The sequence below is a fragment of the Anaerostipes sp. MSJ-23 genome, assembly GCF_018918155.1.
In the GTDB taxonomy this organism is placed as follows: Bacteria; Bacillota; Clostridia; order Lachnospirales; family Lachnospiraceae; genus Anaerostipes.
The window spans coordinates 1-19,832 of the sequence record NZ_JAHLPY010000019.1 but is presented as its reverse complement, the minus strand read 5'-3'; the positions used below and the strand labels follow the sequence as shown (position 1 = coordinate 19,832).

Sequence of the window (19,832 nt, the reverse complement as noted above, 5' to 3'; positions counted from 1 at the left end):
GATTAAAAATGTTCACTTTTTCCAAGATTCCATTTTTTTACGTCTTTTGCAGTTTTTTTTAGACCAGTATAATAGGCATCAAGTTCTGTAAATTGACATGTAATTTTATCACCAAGATTTACAGTATACATAATATCATGGGAACCAATGCTTTTTAAATAATTTACATATTTTTGAGAAATCATACTGTTAGAATAATATAAGTCCGGAGCTCCAAAGGAATGTAAAATTTCATGAGCATAAGTCGCAGCTGGTGTAAAATATGAAAAATTTCCATTGTCAAAATAATTATAAATATTTGTTATTTCATAATATATAGATGAGTCACAGATCGTGGAATATGTCCAAGATCTTACATCGTTTTTTGTATGAGTTGTATTAAAGAAAAACATGAAAATAACATTATCTGCCTTATATTTTTTCTTTAATGCATTGATTTTGATATTCTTTTTAATATAATTGATTTGTTTATGATAATAAGCACCATATGGTTCGATTAGATTGTTTTTAAAAACGGCATGGTATTTTAAATCTTTATTTTTTGACCAATCATATACAAACTTTGAAGTAGTCTTATACTTTTTGGCTTTTGTGCTAATCCAGGTAGTTGCTATTCTTAAATCTTTTAAAGTATTAGACATATAAGTGGTATCTTCTTTTTTCTTAATGTTCCATTTCGTTTGTTTATCGTTGGCGAAAATCGATATAATAATTGTATTGCCCTTTAGTTTTTTTGCAGAGCCAAGATTTTTGGCTTTTGCTTCTACACTGGTCAGATTTTGGCTTTGAATGACTGGAAAACCAAAAGGAAACCCAAGCATGTTCAATGATAGAAAAAAAAGAAAAAGTGTTTTTGATAATTTTTTCATAGGTTACCCTCCCTTTAAATTTCCTTAAATCTGTATTCTGTTATTTCTATAATAATATAGATATTTTAACACATATGAATATTAAAAAATATAGGATTTTCAATCTTTCAACTTTAACTTTCTTAACAGATGTATAGCCAAGAATACTCACGGTGAAAGTCACGAGTTTTCTTGGCTATATTTAAAAATTTGAAGAGGTATCGTCAAACATCTTTTTTTATGTTATAATAAAATGCAGTCGCATCAGTTCCTGACAGAGTACAAAATCTTACGGATTTTGTATCGGAGGTGTCTAAGCTCACTTAAAGATTATTCTTAGAAACACGCTCCGGCTGGTGGGCTTTTTTTATAGGACGTGATAATCACGCAGAATTTTTTCTATATCGGTGTCTGCAATTCTTTTTAGAATCCTGGTTTTGATTGTTTCTAATGGTTCTGGTAATTTCATGGAGAGTGGAGATGCTCCGTCCATAAGGCGGACGCTGGCATCTAGAAGACTTCGGATATCGTAAACGCTACCCCACACTTCTGGGACGGCGCGGTCGACACCAAGTAATCCATAAACAGCTTCCATCGCAGTTCGAACAGAATATTCGATGGTAAAAATGGTATCTCTTTGGGTTTCTGCAAATTGGCCAAGAAAAGCAAAATTGATACATCCATCAGGAATAACGTCTGGTCGGTCCCCTTTTGCGCGTGGCATAAAGAAGGCAGTAATATAAGGCATCATGGTTGGAACCGTATTTGTATGATTTTTGGCGAGTTCATCAATTCGTTCGATTGGAACTCCAATATGATATAGCCATTCTGCAGTAATTTCTTCTCCGGTACACATTCTCATTGATTTTCTAATATAATTTCCTGGACGGTCACAAAAAAGACTATAAATCCAAACACAAATTTCTCCTTTATCCTGGCCTTTAAATTGTCCTTGACGATTAATCGTCCAGCTTAATAGCCAATTGGAGTCTTTACAAGATACAATTCCTCCAGTAACGACATTTCCAGATCTAGGATCTCGTTTGCAGATTTTCATGATATAATTTATAATTTCCTCGTTACTTGTTGTAATTGTTGCGGACTCCCAGCTGCTTTTTTCAATATCACTGCAAAATTTCTCCGGATGACCAAAAGCAGGATCTTGTCTTGCAATATTTTTCCACAAATTCCAGCAACCAGCCGTTTGAACATGGCTTTTTTTGGTTGGAGCAGTATGATGGTCTCCATAAATTGTACTTTCTGTACAACTTCCATTTGTTACGAAGACAAGATCATTTTCGGTAAGTGTAAGAATCTTTTCTTCTCCATCTTTTTTATATTCAATTGTTTTTGCAATCTTTTTGTCTTGTTCGAAGGAAAAGGTGACATTGGTAACTTGTGTTCCAAATTGAAAGTTAACTCCGGCGTTTTCCAGATAATGAATCATTGGAAGAATGAGAGATTCATATTGATTATATTTGGTAAATTTTAAAGCAGAGAAATCTGGAAGGCCGGCAATATGGTGAATAAATCGCTGTAAGTATAGTTTCATTTCCAATGCACTATGCCAGTTTTCGAAAGCAAACATAGTTCTCCAGTAAAGCCAGAAATTAGAATCAAACACTTCTTCATCAAACACATCTTCAATGGTTTTGTCATAAAGTTTTTCGTTAGAAGTGAAAAACAGTTTCATAATTTCCATACGGCCTTTTTGACTTAAGCCGAATTTTCCATCAGTATGAGCGTCCTGTCCGCGATGAATTGTTGCACGGCAAAGAGAATAGTTTGGATCTTCTTTATTTAACCAGTAATATTCATCAAGAACCGAAATTTCTGGGTTTTCTATGGATGGAATGCTGTGGAAAAGATCCCATAAACATTCATAGTGGTCTTCCATTTCACGACCGCCACGCATAATATAGCCTCTAGATGGATCATAAATACCATCGCAGGCGCCGCCGGCAATATCGGATGCTTCTAAAATATGAATTCTGTTACCATCCATCTGTGCATCACGGACAAGAAAGCAGGCAGCGGCTAGAGAAGCAAGTCCGCTTCCGACAAGATAAGCTGATTTCTTGTCAACATTTTTAGGCTTTTTAGGTCGTGCAAAGGCTTCATAATTTCCGCTGGCATAATAAATTCCTTTTTTATTTTTCTTATATTTTCCAAGTTCTGTATTTTTATAATGGCAATGGGATGTGTTTTTCGTTGTGGAAACCGATGATGGACTGTTTCGTTTTTTCTTTTTTTTCCATAAAGCAATGCCGGCACCGGTAAGAGCAAGAGATGTTGCAAATTTTAAAGTTTTTTTCCCCATAAAAAAACCACCTTTCTTTTTTGTTTAAGTATTGGTAAAAAGAAAAATTTTTATTCCATAAAAAAATCATTTTTTTGTTATAATGAAGATGCAAAAGAAACTAAAAAAGAGAGGAGAAAAAAAGATGAAATTAGCAGTTATTTTTGATATGGATGGTGTGATTGCAGATTCGGAATATTTAAACGTAAAAGCGAAACATTTGATGCTGAAGCAGGAAGGGATTGAGGTAGATTGGCATTATCATGATCAGTATTTTGGAACCACACATGAATTTATGTGGACAAAAATGAAACAAGAATTCAACTTAAAACAGGATGTTCCTTATTATATTCAGAAATGGGTAAAGACAAGAAAAGAGCTAGTGAATAAGGAAGGTATCCAGCCAATGCCGGGAGTGATAAACTTGATTCATAAATTACAAGAGCGTCAGATTTCCTTGGCAGTTGCATCTTCTTCGCTCAAGGAGGATATTATGGAAAATATGAAGGCTTTTCAGATTGAAGACTGTTTTCAAGCCTTTGTTAGTGGTTCAGAATGTAAGAATGGGAAACCAGATCCGGAGATATTTTTAAAAGCAGCAAAGATGCTTGGAAAAGAATCAAAGGATTGTGTTGTAGTTGAAGATTCTACAGCAGGAGTGCAGGCTGCAAAAGCAGCAGGAATGAAGTGCGTTGGTTATGCACCAAGGCAGGCAGTCAAGCAAGATATTCATCAAGCAGATTGGATCCTTCATGATTTTGAAGAAAATATTGTTGAGAAAATATTAGAGTAAATTCAACATATTTTGATTGTGAAAAATTACAAAAAATTATATAATAAAACTATAAGAAAGTGATCAATTTGCCGAAAGAGAGGTGACATTATGAAAAAGTTTTTATGTTTCGCAATGATTATGATGTTTGTCCTTTGGCCTGGAAAAAACATTCGAGCACAAGAGAACGGAGAGAATGTGACTGTTGATGTAACATATGGGCAGACGGAAGCAAGAAAGATGCTGCAAATGATCAACAATTTTCGTACGGGAAGTGATGCGTGGGCTTTTAATTCGGAAAATGAAAAAGAAATATATACCGATCTTAAACCATTGACTTACGATTATGAACTTGAAAAGATTGCTATGCAAAGAGCGGTGGAACTTGCTATTAATTTTAGCCATACAAGACCGGATGGAAGCAATGCATGGAGCGCATATCCTTCTAGTTATGAAAATGCAATCAAGGGAGAAAACCTTGCCGGTGCAACAAAGACAGCAAAGGAAACTTTTGAAATGTGGCAGGAAAGTGATGAAGAGTATGATAGACAGGACTATCGAAGAAATATGTTGTCTTCAAAATTTCAGTTTGTTGGGATCGGACATGTTTATTATAACGGATATGATTACTGGGTACAGGAATTTAGCGATAAAGCTGGTAATTTGACAGAAACAATTGCGAATGATTCCAAAATGTCAATTCCAATGGAAATATCTGAAGATCAGATTCAGGGTAAGGCTACATTTGCTAATCAGACCAAATATCAGGTTGTTTCTGGACAGGCAGTCTCAGTTCCAGGAGTTTCTTCAGAAATATATTTATATGATAATTGGCCATGGGGCTATCTCTCTATTTTAGAAAATGTTTCTTGGAAAGTAAAAAATCCAGAAATTGCGGAAATTGTAAATGGGAAACTAATTGGAAAGAGCATTGGAATTACAGAACTTATGACAACGGTATCTGGAAAAGATATTAAAATTTCGCTTACTGTAACACCAAAGAATGTATCAATAAAAGCGACAGATGCTGTAAAAAGAGGATTTGTAGTGCAATGGACAAAAGATCCCATCGTTTCAGGATATGAAATTCGATATTCTTTGAGGAAAGATATGAAATCTTCAAAGAGTATCATGCTCACTTCCAGTAAGACAACAAAGAAAAAAATAGCTAATTTAAACAAAAAAAAGAAATATTATATACAAGTTCGATCTTATAAAAATACAAAATATAATGGGGAAACATATATAATTTTTTCTAACTGGTCAGAAAGAAAAGAAGTTACTACAAAAAGATAAGAAAGAAGAAATATAATTTATGAAAAAAATCTTATGTGTGGCTGTGATGATCCTATTTATTTTTTGTATGAAAAAGAATGATGTTCAGGCAAGTATAAATGTAAAGATGGATGTACAGTATGGACAGACAAATGCACGGGAAATGGAAAAGATGATGAATACTTTTCGGACGGGAAAAAATGCTTGGGCTTGGACTTCAAACGGAAAAAAACATATTCAAATTTAAAAAAGGTGAGATATGATTATGAGCTGGAAAAAGTTGCTATGAAAAGAGCGGCTGAAATTGCGGTCAGTTTTAATCATACAAGGCCCAATGGAAAAGATCCATGGAGTGCATATTCAAAAATTTATCAAAATACTTATATGGGAGAAAATATTGCTGCAGGAATATTAACAGCACAAGATGTATTTGAGATGTGGAAAGAAGACAACGAGGATTATGATGGACAGGGACATCGAAGGAATATGCTTTCTTCCGATTTTTGTTCAGTTGGAATTGGACATGCGTATTATGATGGATATGATTATTGGGTTCAGGAATTTAGCAGTAAAATAGGAAGTTCGAAAGAAACAAAGGCAAAAGATTTCAAAACACAGGTTCAGATTGAAATATCTGATAAGAAAATTCAAAAACAGAACATATCAGTCAATAAAAAACAATGTGAAATGTTTTGCGGAGATTTAATTACACTTCCAGTGATTTCTTCTAAAATTTATGTGGAGGATCATTGGCCACAAGATTATATTTCTGTTTCAGAGGATGATGCATGGGATATAGAAAATGAGAATATTGCAGAAATTCAAGAAAAATAACACAAAAAAGAATTTCGAATTTAAAAGGAAAGCAAAAATATTACATACAGATTCGATCTTATAAAAATATGAACTATAATGGAGAAATGTATACGATCTTTTCTAATTGGACAAAGAGTAAAGCAGTAACAACAAAAGGATAAGGATAGAAAGAAATGTGTTGCAAAAAACGATCCTAAAAAAATCGCTTAGGCATGGATATATACCCAGAATACTGGACAGATATCATAATGGCCTGGGCGATTTTTTAGCTTTATTAATGGATAATGAATCCGGCAATGAGATAGAGAGGAGCCGTAAGAAGCGCACCGATGAAAAAATATGGTTGTGAAACAACATATTGTGCATATGGTCGTACTCTTGCACCTTTTGCAGATACGACACCGGCGTCAGAAATAACACATGCATTTGCTCCAAAAAGACTTGCAGAAATCACTGCTCCAAGGGTTAGTGGGACGTTTGCTCCAATAGAAGGTAAAACAACAATTAAAATCGGAAATGCAATCTGGTATAAAGTGTAATTCAAACTACATAAGTATTCTGTACAGGAGAAAAACACAAAGAAAATAAATGGAATCAAACTAACATATGGAATTGCAGAACATACATGTCTGACAAAAGTTTCCATTCCCATATCATACATAACAGTTTGCATGGCATATCCAATGACAAGAATGATGGTAAGTTCCATCATATCCATACAACCATCAACCATACATTTCATATATTCTTCAATGGTAAAAATTCCTTGAATGACAAACATAGCTCCAGTTAAAAATGTAACAACACCAAAGGCAAGGAAAGCATTGTATTCAAAATAGACAAGGAAAAAGGCGCTGGCGGCCATAGGGAGAATCAAATTGATTAAACTGACATTTTGACGTCTTGGATTCATCGTCCATTCTTCCTCTTCTGGATCGGTACCGCTTTCATCATCCCCCATCTGAAATCCTTTCTCGGCCATTTGATATGCTTTTTTCATCAGGCCAATTTTAGGGAATAGACCAATCGCAAATAAAAAGGCAATGATACATGCAATAAAAGCAAAAAACATATAAGGGATGGTTTGATAAAAAATGTGAGCGGCTTGTGCCATATTTTTTACGGTTTTTGCTTCTTCAATTTGATAAATAACAAAGTAGCCCCAAGCACCAAATGGAAGGATCTGAGATACACAGGTACAATAAGTACGAATAATATAGGCAAGAGCAACTCTAGGTTTTTTCATACTTTCTAAAAGGCCGGAAAATGCAGCACCACAGGTTAAGGCTGAAATATAGTCGTCAATGGACATGACGCCAGTATAAATCGCAGCAGAGCCAAGGACAAGATGTTCATTATGGCCAAATTTTTCTGTTACAATTTTTGTGAAATTTTTCATGGTACCGCTTCGCTGTAAAGCAATGATGATTCCTCCACACAACATAAAAGACATATACATACTGATAGTTTCTTCATCTTGTAAGTTAGAAGAAAGGTCTTTAATGAAAGCAACAAGAGCACCTTGTTTATACCACATCACATACATGGAAAGAGTTCCCATAACAAGTGTTTCAATGACATTTTTACTAACAAGAGCATACACAAACAATCCGGCTAGCGGAAGTAAAATTAAGATGCTGTCTTTTACAAGATGATTTGGCAAAAACCATAAAATCATATGAAAAATAATCCAGAATACCCAGAGTTTAAATCGCTTCGGATCAATGCGTTTGGGATTCATGTAATAAGCAATTCGCTGCCAAATATTCATAATAAATTTTCCTTTCAAAAGTTTTTTAGAGTCATATTTTACCGAAATTTTTTAGAAATGTCCAGAAGAAATCAGTGTCATTATTGTCATCTTGGAAACAAGGGAAAAAGAATTGAAAAAGAAAGTCAATAGTGTTACAATAAAATCATCTAAAATCGAAATTATGATTGAGATTGAAGATGTGTTTTATGGGAAGGGAAGAGAATGCTCTCTTAAACTTGTATACAATAACCACATCTTTGGATGTGGTTTTTTTATTTCATAATACGGTTGGACGTTGTTCTATCATAATAAATAAAGATGGAGGTTCTAGATGGAAAGCAGAATTGCAATTATAGGAATTATTGTGGAAGATATTGATGCATCGGTGGAAGTTAATGATATTTTACATGATTATGGAATGTATATTTTAGGAAGAATGGGAATTCCTTATCATGAAAAAGGATTAAACATTATTAGTATTGCAATTGATGCGCCACAGGATGTAATCAATACGTTAGCAGGAAAACTTGGAAAAATTAAGGGAATTAGTGCAAAAACAACATATTCAAAAATATCTGAGCAGGTGGAAAAATGATAAAAATAGCAGTTTATGGAAAAGGCGGAATCGGAAAATCAACGACGGTGTCTAATCTGTCAGCAGCCCTTGCACAAAAAGGGAAGAAGGTTCTCCAGATTGGCTGTGATCCAAAAGCGGATTCAACAATTAGTTTAAGGCACGGAAAGGAACTTTCAACAGTTCTTGATACCATTCGTAAAAAAAAGGATAATTTTACATTAGATGATGTTATGTGCATAGGATATCAAGGAGTTGCTTGTGTGGAAGCAGGTGGTCCAATACCAGGACTTGGATGTGCTGGACGTGGAATTATTACAGCTCTTGAAAAACTTGAAAAAAAGGGAATTTATGATGTCGTAAAGCCAGATATTGTATTTTATGATGTATTGGGAGATGTTGTCTGTGGGGGATTTTCGATGCCAATGCGAAGCGGTTATGCAGATCTTGTTTATATTATTACGTCTGGAGAGAATATGTCGATTCATGCAGCAGCCAATATTGCAATGGCAATTGATAATTTTAAAGGACGTGGTTATGCAAAGCTGGGAGGTATCATTTTAAATCATAAAAATGTAAAAAGTGAACGGGCAAAGGTAGAAGAACTTTGTGAGGATATTCATTCACAAATTGTTGGGGAACTTTCTTTTAGTGAGACAGTGCAAGATGCAGAACCAATGAAAAAAACAGTGATAGAAGCATTTGGTACAAGTAAAATGGCAGAGGAATATCGAAAACTTGCAGATAAGATTCTTTCCAGACAGGGGTGAAGAATATGTTAAGAAGAATTGGTGAAGAACCATCTTTGAAAGAGACGAAGAAACCAATGAAAGAAGTATCTTTTCCAGCTCCATTTAAGGAGGGATTGGAATTTAGTTCTCCAGCGAGGGGAACATGGAATATCGTGCATACAGGAATGCTGATTCCACAGTCTCATCAGATTTTTGTCTGTGCGCAAGGATGTCTTCGTGGTGTTGTTTTAACAGCAGCGGAGATGAATGCTATGGGACGTTATTCTTCTGTTGCAATACGGGAAGAAAATGTTTTGGAAGGTAATATGGAAGAGTTTATGATCGATGGTATTACAGATGTATTAAAAAAACTTTCATATAAACCAAAAGCGGTGCTTGTTTTTATCAGCTGTCAACATTTTTTTCTGGCATATGATCAGGATATGGTATTTCGTGAATTAAGAAAACGTTTTCCAGATATTTCATTCACAGATTGTTATATGATACCAACTTTAAGAAAAAGTGGGTTGACGCCAGACCAAAAGATGAGAATTCAGTTGTATAGTCTTCTTTCTCCAAAAGAAAAAAGAAAAGATAAGATTAATCTGATAGGGAGCAATCTTCCAATTAGTAAAAGTTGTGAATTGTTTCGAATAGTAAAGGCTGCAGGAGCCAATCTTCAAATGATTAACTGGTGTAAGACATATGAAGAATATCTTGATATGGCGCAGGCGTCTTTGAACCTTTATTATGAGCCGCTTGCAAAAATGGCAGCAGAAGATCTGAAACAAAGACTTGGACAGGAAGCGTTTTATCTTCCATTTGTTTATCAGGAAGATCGGATAGAAAATGCTTATGAAAAACTGTCGCAAAAGCTTGGTATCCAAAAGCCAGATTTTAAAGAGGAGAAAGCAAGTGCGAAAAAAGCATTAAAAGAAGCTTATCAGGTGATTGGAAATACACCGATTGCAGTGGATTATACATTTACATTTCGAATTTTAAGTTTTGTGAGAATGCTTTTAGAACATGGATTTTTTGTTAGAGAAATTTTTGCGGATATGTTTCTTCCAGAGGAAAAAGAAGACTTTCTTTGGATTAAGGAGCATTATCCGGAAATGGTGATTTCTCCTACATCTCGTCCACAGATGCGTTTTCTGGTAGAAAAATCAGAAGAAAAAGTTTTAGCGATTGGACAGAAAGCGGCTTATTTTACAGGCACAGATTATTTTGTCAATGTCGTGGAAAGCGGTGGATTGTATGGGTTTGATGGAATTTTTCAGATCGCAAATCAAATGAAGGAAGCATTTTGTCATAAAAAAGATAGAAAGATATTGATTCAGAGAAAGGGATACGGGTGTGAAAGCTGCATATGAAACAGGTAGCAGGATTAATTTCAACATATTCATCGGATGAATTTGGCATTTGTTCCGCTTTGTATGAACTTGGCGGAATGGTTGTGATGCATGATGCATCTGGATGCAATTCAACATATACAACACATGATGAACCAAGATGGTATGATATGGAAAGCATGATTTATATTTCAGCAATTTCTGAGATGGAAGCGATCATGGGAGATGACGATAAGTTAATTCATGACGTTATTGAGACGGCACAGCAGATGAAGCCAAAATTTATTGCACTTGTCGGTGCCCCTATTCCATATATGATTGGAACGGATTTAAAAGCAATTGCAGCGGTCATAGAAGAAGAGACAGGGATTCCTTCTTTTGGATTGGAAGCAAACGGAATGAATGGATATTTAAGTGGAATATCGATGGCGTTTGATGCAATTGTGGACCGTTTTTGTAAAAAAGAAGTTTTAAAAAGTACGCAAACCAAAGTTAATATTTTAGGAGCAACACCGCTTGATTTTTCACTTAATGGAAGTATTGATTCTATTCGGCGTTGGATAAAAAATATAGGGATGCAAACAGGAGCGTGTTTTGCGATGGGAAGTTCACTGGAAGAACTTTCTAAGGCAGGAAAAGCTCAGGTGAATCTTGTTATTTCTTATGGAGCAATGGAAATTGCAAAAAAAATGGAAGAGGAATTTGATATTCCATATGTGGTTGGAGTTCCGGTTGGAAAATTATTTGCAGCGACAGTTGAGCATTGTCTGAAAGAATCATTGGAGACAGGAAAAAGCCAGGTTGTCTGTCAAAAATATAAAGCAGATATTAGATCAGAAAAAAAAGCAGCGATTATTGGAGAAAGTGTTTATGCCACATCTCTTGCAGGTGAGATAGAACAGCAATATGGTATTTCGTGTGAAGTTTTATGTCCATTAGAGACAGAGGAAATGATCCTTCGGTCTATGGATAAACAGACACCGGAGGAAGATGATCTTATGGAGGCATTAGAAGGGATGGATATAGTGATTGCAGATCCATTATACAAACCTTTATGTCCAAAGAAAGCATCTTTTTATCCACTCGGTCATATTGCATTTTCTGGAAGAATTTATGAAAATAAGATACCGGATCTGATAGACCGGGAATTTGAAGAAACAGGAGGTTTAAGATAAGTATGTTAAAATTAGCAATTTACGGGAAAGGTGGAATTGGAAAATCTACAACAACTAGTAATCTTGCAGCGGCATTTGCGACTCTTGGGAAAAAGGTCATTCAGATAGGATGTGATCCAAAAGCAGATTCTACGATTAATTTATTAAATGGAGATCCGGTAAAACCTGTTATGAATTATATTCGAGAATTTGACGAAGAACCAGAAACGCTTGATCCAATTGCCAAGGAGGGTTTTGGTGGAGTTCTTTGTATTGAAACTGGAGGTCCAACACCTGGTCTTGGATGTGCAGGGAGAGGAATTATTACTACATTTAGTTTGTTGGAAGATTTGGAATTATTTGAGATATATAAGCCGGATGTAGTCCTTTATGATGTCCTTGGAGATGTTGTTTGTGGTGGATTTGCAGCACCAATTAGAGAAGGATATGCAAGTGAAATTTTGATTGTGACTTCTGGAGAAAAAATGGCCCTTTATGCGGCTAATAATATCAATACGGCAGTTAATAATTTTGAAGATCGTGGATATGCTACGGTGAAGGGAATTATTTTAAATAGAAGAAATGTAGAAAATGAGCGAGAAAAAGTAGAAGAATTTGCAAAAAACAGTGGTCTTGAAATCATAGCGGATATTCCAAGAAGCCAGGACATTATACATTATGAAGATCTTGGAAAAACTGTAGTGGAGGGAGATCCACAGCTACAAGTGAGCAAGGTTTATCTTGATCTTGCCAAACGTCTTCTGGAGGATAAAGAGTAAATGAAAAAAGAAGTTTATTATATTGAGGCAAAAGAATTGGCAGAGTGTGGAAAAGATCAGATTCCAGATGAATTAAAGTCATCAAAGCATTTGATCTATAGTTCTCCGGCAACTTTATCTTTTAACTCTCCTGGGGCCCAAGGATTTGGGGTAAAGAGAGCAGGACTTGCGATTCCTGGTTCTGTGGAGCTACTGGTTGCACCTGGTTGCTGCGGAAGAAATACAACGATGCTTAGTGAGCTTGGCGGATATGGAGAACGATTTTTTTATCTATTAATGGATGATACAGATATTGTTACCGGACGTCATTTGAATAAGATTTCAAAGGCAGTGAAAGAGGTTGTTGATTCTTTGGATATGCCACCATCTGCGGTTATGATTTGTATTACTTGTGTAGATGCATTGCTGGGGACCGATATGGAGCGCGTTTGTAAAAAGGCGACGGATGCGGTTGGAATACCGGTACTTCCATGCTATATGTATGCACTGACAAGAGAAGGAAGAGTTCCACCAATGACAGCTGTTCGTAAATCGGTATATTCCTTACTTGAGAAACGCAAAAGAGTTGGAACAACAGTAAATCTTCTTGGAGAATTTGCACCATTTTTTGATGATATGGAATTATATGAGATCTTAAGATCTGCTGGTGTGAAAAAAATCAATGAAATTTCAAGATGTAAAGACTTTGAAGAATATATGTCTATGGCTGAAGCTAATTTTAATCTTGTGTTAAATCCAGAATGTCGTTTGGCAGCAGAAGATATAAAAAAACGCCTTGAAATTCCTTCCATTGAGTTAACCCGTTTATATCAAATTGATAAAATCAAGCGGCAATATGAGTTGTTTGCAGCAGCACTTGGAATTAAAATTGATGATCAGAAATATTATGATCAGGCAAAGAAAGCTATCAATGCTTTTACAAATGCATATCCATCAACATCATTTGCAATTGGAGAATGTTTAAATGCAGATACTTTTGAGCTTGCTCTTGCCCTGCTTCGTTATGGCCATCAGGTAAAAGAAATTTATGGAACAGTAACTCCGGAAAAGTTTGTTTATATTAAAAAGATAGCACAATTAAGTCCACACACAAAAATATATACAAACCTTTCGCCGACAATGATGTATTATGATTGTAGTGACAGCAAAGTTGAAATGACTATTGGAATGGATGCTAATTATTATCATCCGGATGCAGTCAATGTGTCATGGAATGAAGAAAGGCAGCCATTTGGTTATTGTGGCTTGCAGCATTTATTTGAACAGTTAAAAGAAGCAATGGATCGGAGGAATGTATAGTGAAAGGATTATTAAAGTATTTATCACCATTTGCTCCTGATCAGTCCGGAGCAACATCTGTTTTATATGATTTAGAAGGGATTACTGTCATTTGTGATGCCGGTGGATGTACAGGAAATATTTGTGGTTTTGATGAACCGCGATGGTTTGAACATCAGAGTGCAATTTTTAGTGCAGGGCTTCGTGATATGGATGCAATTCTTGGAAGAGATGATCGTTTAGTAGATAAATTAAAAGATACTGCTCAGAAAGTTCATGCGAAGTTTGCAGCTGTGATTGGAACACCGGTGCCAGCTGTGATTGCAACCGACTATCGGGCACTGGAACGTATGGGGGAAAAACGATGTCAGATGCCAGTCATTGCGATAGAGTGTACTGGTACTCGTTTATATGATGAAGGAGAAGAAGAGACTTACCTTGCTTTGTTTCGAAAATTTGCAAGAAAAGATGTGGAACGAGATGATAAAGCAGTAGGTGTCATTGGAATGACCCCACTTGATATTAGTCTGACGCAAGGGGATACTTTTTTACAAGAAAAGCTTCAAAAAGAAGGCTTTGAAAGAATTTATAGTTACGGAATGGGAAGTGGTCTTGAAGAAGTGAAACTTGCCGGAAGTGTACAAAAAAATTTGGTTGTAGCTCCTGCAGGATTAAAACCTGCAAAATATATGGAAAAAAATTTTGGAATACCATATGAAGTCACATATCCATTTTTGGGAGAGAACTTTTTAAATCAATTGAAGCAAATTTCAGGGAAAAAAGTTTTGATCGTACATCAACAGGTGGCAGCAAATGAAATTCGAGAAAATATTCGATTATCTCATAAGGGAGAGAAAATGGAATTGAACGTTGGTACATGGTTTATGCAGCCAAAAGATTTGAAAGAAGAAGGAGATCTTGTATTTAAAACAGAAGACGGATTTATAAAACATGTAGAAGAGGAACAATATGATGTTATTATTGGTGATGCATTATTACATCGTCCATTAAAAGAATTTAAAGGAACGTATATTTCAATTCCACATTTTGCAGTTTCGGGGAAATTATATGATGGAAGATAAGAAAAAAACAAAAGTTATCCGGGTTTATGGAATTGTACAGGGAGTTGGTTTTCGACCGTTTGTTAGTAGGATTGCAGATGCCTCCGGTATTACAGGAAGTGTTGCTAATAAAGGTTCTTATGTTGAAATTTATGCCCGTGGGAATGAAAAACAATTAAAAACGTTTTATCGTGATTTAAAAGAATGTCCACCAGAACGTTCTGCTATTTTAAAAATTGATCTTTCAGATTGTGAGGATATTGTATTTTCTTCCTTTGAGATTGTTGAAAGTCAGAAAGAAGAGGGAGATATTTTTGTTTCACCAGATATTGCAACTTGTCCGAAATGTAAGCAGGAATTGTATGATCCAAAAAATCGAAGATATTTGCATCCATTTATTAATTGTACGGCTTGTGGGCCAAGATTGACGATTCTTGATGCAATGCCTTATGATAGAGAGCGAACGAGTATGAAAGAGTTTCCAATGTGTTCGGAGTGTACATATGAATATACACATGCTGAAACAAGACGATACGATGCTCAGCCGGTTTGTTGTAATGATTGTGGACCGGAAGTTTATATAATAGGAAGAAATGAAAGAGGTCAGGAAGCAATTCGAGTAACAAGACAGGCAATTAAAGATGGAAAAATTGTGGCAATTAAAGGAATTGGAGGGTTTCATTTATGCTGTAATGCCAAAAATGAGGAGGCAGTGTTGAGACTTCGAAAGTTAAAAAATCGACCAGCAAAGCCCTTTGCAGTTATGATGAAAGACCTTGATACCGTAAAGAGAGAATGTATGATAGAAACGGCACAAGAAGAAATCCTAGATGGTCATCAAAAACCAATTCTTCTTTTAAAAAAAGGGGAAAAAGGGACTTTAGCAAAAGATGTTGCACCAGGAAATCCAAAAATAGGAGTAATGCTCCCATATGCACCCGTTCAGATGCTTATTTTTGATTATGGTGATGATATAGATCTTGGAACAGATTGCCTTGTGATGACAAGTGGAAATGTTTCTGGTGCACCGATTTGTCGTACAGATGAAGATGCAATCAAAGAATTATCTCATTTTTGCGATTTAATTCTTTCGAATAATCGTAAGATTCGCCTGCGAGCAGATGATTCGGTGATGGATTTTTATAAAGGAAAACCTTATATGATTCGTCGCTCTAGAGGATATGCGCCACTTCCGGTGATGTTGTCAGAAAAATTTCAAGGGCAGGTTTTGGCAGTTGGTGGAGAGTTGAAAAATACATTTTGTATTGGAAAAAATCAATTGTTTTATCCGTCGCCTTATGTGGGAGATATGGAAGATTTGAGAACGGTGCAGGCTTTGGAAGAATCTATTCAGAGGATGGAAGAATTATTAGAAACAAAACCTGATGTTGTTGTTTGTGATATGCATCCAAAGTACAACACAACATTAGTAGCGCAGGAACAAAAAATTCCAATGATACAGGTGCAACATCATTATGCACATATTGTATCATGTATGGCAGAAAATGATTATTGTGATCCTGTGATAGGGGTTTCTTTTGATGGAACTGGATATGGATTGGATGGAAGTATCTGGGGTGGAGAAATTCTTGTCGCTGATTTTTATGGTTTTCAAAGGAAATTAAGCATTCATCCATTTTGGCAAATTGGAGGAGATATTTCTGCAAAAGAAGGTTGGAGAATTGCAGTTTCTATGATAAATGATTTGTATCAGGATCAGGCGGCAGACATTTGTAATCGTTTAAATCTTTGTAACGAAAAGATGCAGAGATTATATGAAAAAATGGCACAGAGAAAGATTAATTGTGTAAAATCCACCAGTGCAGGCCGGTTGTTTGATGCGGTTAGTGCTATTTTAGGAATTCGAACATCTTCGACCTTTGAAGGAGAAGCTTCTACTTCGCTTCAGTTTGCAGCAGAAGAATGGGAGGAGTGTAACGGAGAAGAAGAAAAGCAGCCACAGCTTTTAGTAATAAACGAGGAAGAAGATGAAAAACAACCGGCGCGTCTTTCAACGAATCTTTTGGTAAAGGAGATAATAGAACGAAAATTAAATGGAGAAAGTGTAGGAAAATTAGCTTATTTCTTCCATAAAATTTTGGCCGATCAGATTGTAGAAGGATGTAAAATGGTTTCAAAACAGACGGGGATAAAAACCTGTGCACTAAGTGGTGGTGTTTTTCAAAATCAGCTTCTTTTGAGACTATGTGAAGAACAATTAGTAAAAAATAAATTTAGCGTATTACGTCATAGTTTGATTCCACCGAATGATGGAGGAATTGCTCTTGGACAAGCAGTAGCAGCTATGGCAAGGATAAATAAGGAGGAGAAATAACATGTGTGTTGGATTAGCAGCAAAAGTTGTAGGAGTAAAAAATGGAATGGCAGTAGTAGATGCTTCTGGTGCAAAAAGGGAAGTTTCTGCAGAATTGATTGAAAATCTAGAACCAGGAGAATATGTTATGGTACATGCAGGAATTGCCATTGCAAAAATAACAGACGATGATAAAGATGAAACAGATGAGATTATGGATCTTTTATAATAAGTGGTGAGTTGATATGGAAGAAAAGAAAAAAACAGCAAAAGAGATCATAGAATCTTATGATGGTGAAAAAATTCGAATTATGGAAGTATGTGGAACACATACGCATGAAATTTTTCGCTTAGGAATTCGTAAGATTCTTCCACCACAGATTGAATTGATTTCAGGACCAGGATGTCCAGTCTGTGTAACACCTGTGGGATATATTGATGAGGCAGTTATGCTTGCACTGGAAAAAGATGCGGTTATCTGTACTTTTGGAGATTTAATTCGAGTACCTGGAACAAAGATGAGTCTTTCAGATGCGCGTTCCAAGGGGGCAAAAATTCAAATTGTATATACTCCATTGGATGCAGTAGAACTTGCAAAAAAGAATCCAGAAAAACAGTATGTATTTCTTGCGGTTGGATTTGAAACAACGATTCCTGCAGCTTGTTTAGCAGTAAAGCGTGCAAAAGAAGAAAATCTTTCAAATTTTTCATTACTTGTGGCAAATAAAACAATGCCAAATGCTTATGAGGCATTGAAAGGGAGTGCAGATGCGTTTCTTTATCCAGGTCATGTCAATGCAATTACTGGAACAAAACTTTGCGAGGAATTGACGAAAGAAGGTGTTTCTGGTGTGGTAGCTGGATTTACAGCAAAAGAACTTTTGACAGCATTAGCAGTGATTATTGAAAAATCAAAAACAGGAAAACCGTTTTTTGTTAATTGCTATCCAAGAGTTGTAAAATCAGAAGGAAATCTTCCGGCTCAGAAATTAATTGCGGAAGTCATGGAGTCCTGTGATTCTGAGTGGAGGGGCCTTGGAATTATTAAAAATTCTGGACAGAAACTTCGAAAAGAATATAAATCTTACGATGCACGTTTGAAATTTCAGCTTCCAAAGATTGAAGGAAGAAGTAATCCAGCTTGTCGTTGTGGAGAGGTTCTTCAGGGAAAATGTAAGCCGTCAGATTGTAAGGTATTTGGAAAAGCTTGTAACCCACAACATCCGGTTGGTGCTTGTATGGTATCAAATGAAGGTGCATGTTCAGCTTATTATCAATATGGTGGAAATGAATAGAGGAGAGAACAATGGAAAAAGTAGTAACACTTGCTCATGGTGCGGGCGGAAAACAAACAGCACAGTTAATAGAAGAAGTATTTAAGGCACATTTTTCAAATCCAGAATTTACGGCAGATGATGCTGCAGTTTTAGATGTTGGAAGCGGGAAAATTGCAATGACAACGGATGGATTTATCGTTTCTCCATTTGAATTTCCAGGAGGAAATATTGGGAAGTTAAGCATTTGCGGAACAGTAAATGATTTGGCATGCATGGGTGCAAAACCAATGTATATGACATGTTCTTTTGTTATAGAAGAAGGATTTCCATTTGAAAAACTGGAAAAAATAGCGTCTTATATGGAAAAAACAGCAAAAGAAGCTGGTGTGAAGATTGTAGCTGGAGATACAAAAGTTGCAGGGAAGGGACAAGTAGACCAGGTCTTTATTACAACAACAGGAATTGGAAAATTACAAGATGGCGTTCATACATCTGGAGCTTTTGCAAAACCAGGAGACATTATAATCGTAACGGGAGATATTGGACGGCATGGATGTACAATTCTTCTTGAGAGAGAAGATCTTGGAATTGAAGCAGATATTCAGAGTGATTGCGCACCTTTATGGGGAACTGTAGAGTCTATGATTGAAGCAAGTAAAGATATTCATGTAATTCGTGATGCAACAAGAGGTGGTGTTGGTACGGTCCTTTATGAAATTGCTGCGGAAAGTCATGTTGGAGTACGCCTTGATTCCGAAGCAATTCCAGTTGATGGAGCAGTGAAAGGTGTTTGTGGCATGTTAGGACTTGATCCGCTTTATCTTGCAAATGAAGGAACGTTGGTTGTTATTACATCAAAAGAGACGGCACCAAAGATTCTAGATGTTTTACATGAAGGAAAATATTCAAAAAATGCAGCAATCATTGGTGAAATTACAGAAGAAAATGAAGGAAAGGTTGTTATGACAACTGAAATTGGAGCAGAAACTTTATTACCGCAACCAGGTGGAGAATTACTTCCAAGAATTTGCTAACCATAAAGGAGAGTATATGGAAAAGGGATATACTCTCCTTTTTTTATAAAATAAAATTAATGGTTGACAAGAATGAAATGAAATGATAAGATAGTCAAGTCGCTGAGAAAGTGACACAAAAAAACAAAATCAGACATCGTTTCTTATAGAAAAAAGAAGGAAAAAATTCTTGACAGAACGAAGTATTTATGATATCTTATAAAAGTTGCTGACAGAGATGATCAGAACATTCTAAAATATCAAAGAAAAAGTTCTTGACAAATAAGAATTGAGATGGTATGATATAAAAGTTGCTGGCGATGAGAAAACATCAAAAGCAAAAAAATAAATAAAAAAAGTTCTTGACAAACAAAGAACAGAGTGATATAATAGAAAAGCTTCTTACACACAGAAGCAAATCACAGAACATTGACAACTGAACAATAAGACAACCTTGAAAATTCAATTGAATTTTTCAGACGATTTTAGTAAAAATCGACGAACGTTCTTTAAGAACAGTAATAACAAGGATAAAG

General features: G+C 35.7%; 18 protein-coding genes. 15 read left to right on the top strand and 3 right to left on the bottom strand.

Annotated features, from left to right (window positions below; translation table 11 throughout):
- Window positions 1-2: 2 nt before the first annotated feature.
- Window positions 3-869, bottom strand: a complete 867-nt coding sequence (locus KQI71_RS10765) for a hypothetical protein (protein WP_216436136.1) — start codon at window positions 867-869, stop codon at window positions 3-5.
- A gap of 346 nt (window positions 870-1,215) precedes the next feature.
- Window positions 1,216-3,168, bottom strand: coding sequence for an oleate hydratase (locus tag KQI71_RS10760; protein WP_216436134.1), 1,953 nt, complete (start codon window positions 3,166-3,168; stop codon window positions 1,216-1,218).
- A gap of 124 nt (window positions 3,169-3,292) precedes the next feature.
- Here KQI71_RS10760 and KQI71_RS10755 point away from each other — a divergent pair, with 124 nt between their 5' ends.
- The 4 genes from KQI71_RS10755 (at window position 3,293) to KQI71_RS10740 (ending at window position 6,028) form a co-directional block, all read left to right on the top strand.
- Window positions 3,293-3,940, top strand: a complete 648-nt coding sequence (locus tag KQI71_RS10755) for an HAD family hydrolase (protein ID WP_216436132.1) — start codon at window positions 3,293-3,295, stop codon at window positions 3,938-3,940.
- A gap of 90 nt (window positions 3,941-4,030) precedes the next feature.
- Complete coding sequence (locus KQI71_RS10750) at window positions 4,031-5,215, top strand: CAP domain-containing protein (RefSeq protein ID WP_216436131.1); 1,185 nt, start codon at window positions 4,031-4,033, stop codon at window positions 5,213-5,215.
- Window positions 5,216-5,234: 19 nt separating this feature from the next.
- Window positions 5,235-5,441, top strand: coding sequence for a hypothetical protein (locus tag KQI71_RS10745; RefSeq protein WP_216436129.1), 207 nt, complete (start codon window positions 5,235-5,237; stop codon window positions 5,439-5,441).
- 38 nt (window positions 5,442-5,479) lie between these two features.
- Window positions 5,480-6,028, top strand: a complete 549-nt coding sequence (locus KQI71_RS10740; protein ID WP_253288046.1) for a CAP domain-containing protein — start codon at window positions 5,480-5,482, stop codon at window positions 6,026-6,028.
- Between the two features lie 256 nt (window positions 6,029-6,284).
- On the opposite strand, the gene KQI71_RS10735 is transcribed toward KQI71_RS10740, so the two are convergent.
- On the bottom strand, window positions 6,285-7,781 hold the full coding sequence (locus KQI71_RS10735) for a Na+/H+ antiporter NhaC family protein (protein WP_216436126.1): 1,497 nt from the start codon (window positions 7,779-7,781) through the stop codon (window positions 6,285-6,287).
- Between the two features lie 313 nt (window positions 7,782-8,094).
- On the opposite strand from KQI71_RS10735, the gene KQI71_RS10730 reads away from it, so the two are divergent.
- From KQI71_RS10730 to hypE, 11 genes are read left to right on the top strand one after another with little or no spacing between them, the layout of a single operon-like run.
- A complete protein-coding gene (locus tag KQI71_RS10730; protein WP_216436124.1) occupies window positions 8,095-8,358 on the top strand; it encodes a TM1266 family iron-only hydrogenase system putative regulator in 264 nt (87 codons plus the stop codon).
- Window positions 8,355-9,107: a nucleotide-binding protein gene (locus KQI71_RS10725; protein ID WP_216436122.1), complete on the top strand. Its 753-nt coding sequence runs from the start codon at window positions 8,355-8,357 to the stop codon at window positions 9,105-9,107. Before KQI71_RS10730 ends, KQI71_RS10725 begins: the two co-directional genes overlap by 4 nt.
- A gap of 5 nt (window positions 9,108-9,112) precedes the next feature.
- Window positions 9,113-10,441: a nitrogenase component 1 gene (locus tag KQI71_RS10720; RefSeq protein ID WP_216436120.1), complete on the top strand. Its 1,329-nt coding sequence runs from the start codon at window positions 9,113-9,115 to the stop codon at window positions 10,439-10,441.
- Window positions 10,438-11,595: a nitrogenase component 1 gene (locus KQI71_RS10715; protein WP_216436119.1), complete on the top strand. Its 1,158-nt coding sequence runs from the start codon at window positions 10,438-10,440 to the stop codon at window positions 11,593-11,595. Before KQI71_RS10720 ends, KQI71_RS10715 begins: the two co-directional genes overlap by 4 nt.
- A 2-nt stretch (window positions 11,596-11,597) precedes the next feature.
- Window positions 11,598-12,353 carry a nucleotide-binding protein gene (locus KQI71_RS10710; protein WP_216436109.1) on the top strand — a complete coding sequence of 252 codons (756 nt, stop codon included), beginning with the start codon at window positions 11,598-11,600 and terminating at the stop codon, window positions 12,351-12,353.
- Window positions 12,354-13,652: a nitrogenase component 1 gene (locus tag KQI71_RS10705; protein ID WP_216436107.1), complete on the top strand. Its 1,299-nt coding sequence runs from the start codon at window positions 12,354-12,356 to the stop codon at window positions 13,650-13,652.
- Complete coding sequence (locus KQI71_RS10700) at window positions 13,652-14,713, top strand: nitrogenase component 1 (RefSeq protein ID WP_216436105.1); 1,062 nt, start codon at window positions 13,652-13,654, stop codon at window positions 14,711-14,713. The genes KQI71_RS10705 and KQI71_RS10700 overlap by 1 nt, the downstream gene beginning before the upstream one ends.
- Window positions 14,703-17,027 carry a carbamoyltransferase HypF gene (hypF, locus tag KQI71_RS10695; RefSeq protein WP_216436103.1) on the top strand — a complete coding sequence of 775 codons (2,325 nt, stop codon included), beginning with the start codon at window positions 14,703-14,705 and terminating at the stop codon, window positions 17,025-17,027. The genes KQI71_RS10700 and hypF overlap by 11 nt, the downstream gene beginning before the upstream one ends.
- 1 nt (window position 17,028) lies before the next feature.
- The gene (locus tag KQI71_RS10690) at window positions 17,029-17,235 is read left to right on the top strand and encodes a HypC/HybG/HupF family hydrogenase formation chaperone (RefSeq protein WP_216436102.1); all 207 of its coding nucleotides are present in this window, start codon (window positions 17,029-17,031) and stop codon (window positions 17,233-17,235) included.
- Between the two features lie 16 nt (window positions 17,236-17,251).
- The gene (gene hypD, locus KQI71_RS10685) at window positions 17,252-18,301 is read left to right on the top strand and encodes a hydrogenase formation protein HypD (RefSeq protein ID WP_216436100.1); all 1,050 of its coding nucleotides are present in this window, start codon (window positions 17,252-17,254) and stop codon (window positions 18,299-18,301) included.
- An 11-nt stretch (window positions 18,302-18,312) separates the two neighbouring features.
- Window positions 18,313-19,317, top strand: coding sequence for a hydrogenase expression/formation protein HypE (gene hypE / locus KQI71_RS10680; protein WP_216436098.1), 1,005 nt, complete (start codon window positions 18,313-18,315; stop codon window positions 19,315-19,317).
- Window positions 19,318-19,832: the final 515 nt, after the last annotated feature.

Bases quoted from the DNA above. Each gene is read 5' to 3' on its own strand.
- KQI71_RS10710 (WP_216436109.1), top strand. From the start codon at position 11,598: ATGTTAAAATTAGCAATTTACGGGAAAGGTGGAATTGGAAAATCTACA.
- hypD (WP_216436100.1), top strand. From the start codon at position 17,252: ATGGAAGAAAAGAAAAAAACAGCAAAAGAGATCATAGAATCTTATGAT.
- KQI71_RS10735 (WP_216436126.1), bottom strand. From the start codon at position 7,781: ATGAATATTTGGCAGCGAATTGCTTATTACATGAATCCCAAACGCATT.
- KQI71_RS10750 (WP_216436131.1), top strand. From the start codon at position 4,031: ATGAAAAAGTTTTTATGTTTCGCAATGATTATGATGTTTGTCCTTTGG.
- KQI71_RS10730 (WP_216436124.1), top strand. From the start codon at position 8,095: ATGGAAAGCAGAATTGCAATTATAGGAATTATTGTGGAAGATATTGAT.
- KQI71_RS10760 (WP_216436134.1), bottom strand. From the start codon at position 3,168: ATGGGGAAAAAAACTTTAAAATTTGCAACATCTCTTGCTCTTACCGGT.
- KQI71_RS10715 (WP_216436119.1), top strand. From the start codon at position 10,438: ATGAAACAGGTAGCAGGATTAATTTCAACATATTCATCGGATGAATTT.
- hypE (WP_216436098.1), top strand. From the start codon at position 18,313: ATGGAAAAAGTAGTAACACTTGCTCATGGTGCGGGCGGAAAACAAACA.
- KQI71_RS10725 (WP_216436122.1), top strand. From the start codon at position 8,355: ATGATAAAAATAGCAGTTTATGGAAAAGGCGGAATCGGAAAATCAACG.
- KQI71_RS10755 (WP_216436132.1), top strand. From the start codon at position 3,293: ATGAAATTAGCAGTTATTTTTGATATGGATGGTGTGATTGCAGATTCG.
- KQI71_RS10690 (WP_216436102.1), top strand. From the start codon at position 17,029: ATGTGTGTTGGATTAGCAGCAAAAGTTGTAGGAGTAAAAAATGGAATG.
- KQI71_RS10745 (WP_216436129.1), top strand. From the start codon at position 5,235: ATGAAAAAAATCTTATGTGTGGCTGTGATGATCCTATTTATTTTTTGT.
- KQI71_RS10765 (WP_216436136.1), bottom strand. From the start codon at position 869: ATGAAAAAATTATCAAAAACACTTTTTCTTTTTTTTCTATCATTGAAC.
- KQI71_RS10720 (WP_216436120.1), top strand. From the start codon at position 9,113: ATGTTAAGAAGAATTGGTGAAGAACCATCTTTGAAAGAGACGAAGAAA.
- hypF (WP_216436103.1), top strand. From the start codon at position 14,703: ATGGAAGATAAGAAAAAAACAAAAGTTATCCGGGTTTATGGAATTGTA.
- KQI71_RS10740 (WP_253288046.1), top strand. From the start codon at position 5,480: ATGAAAAGAGCGGCTGAAATTGCGGTCAGTTTTAATCATACAAGGCCC.
- KQI71_RS10705 (WP_216436107.1), top strand. From the start codon at position 12,354: ATGAAAAAAGAAGTTTATTATATTGAGGCAAAAGAATTGGCAGAGTGT.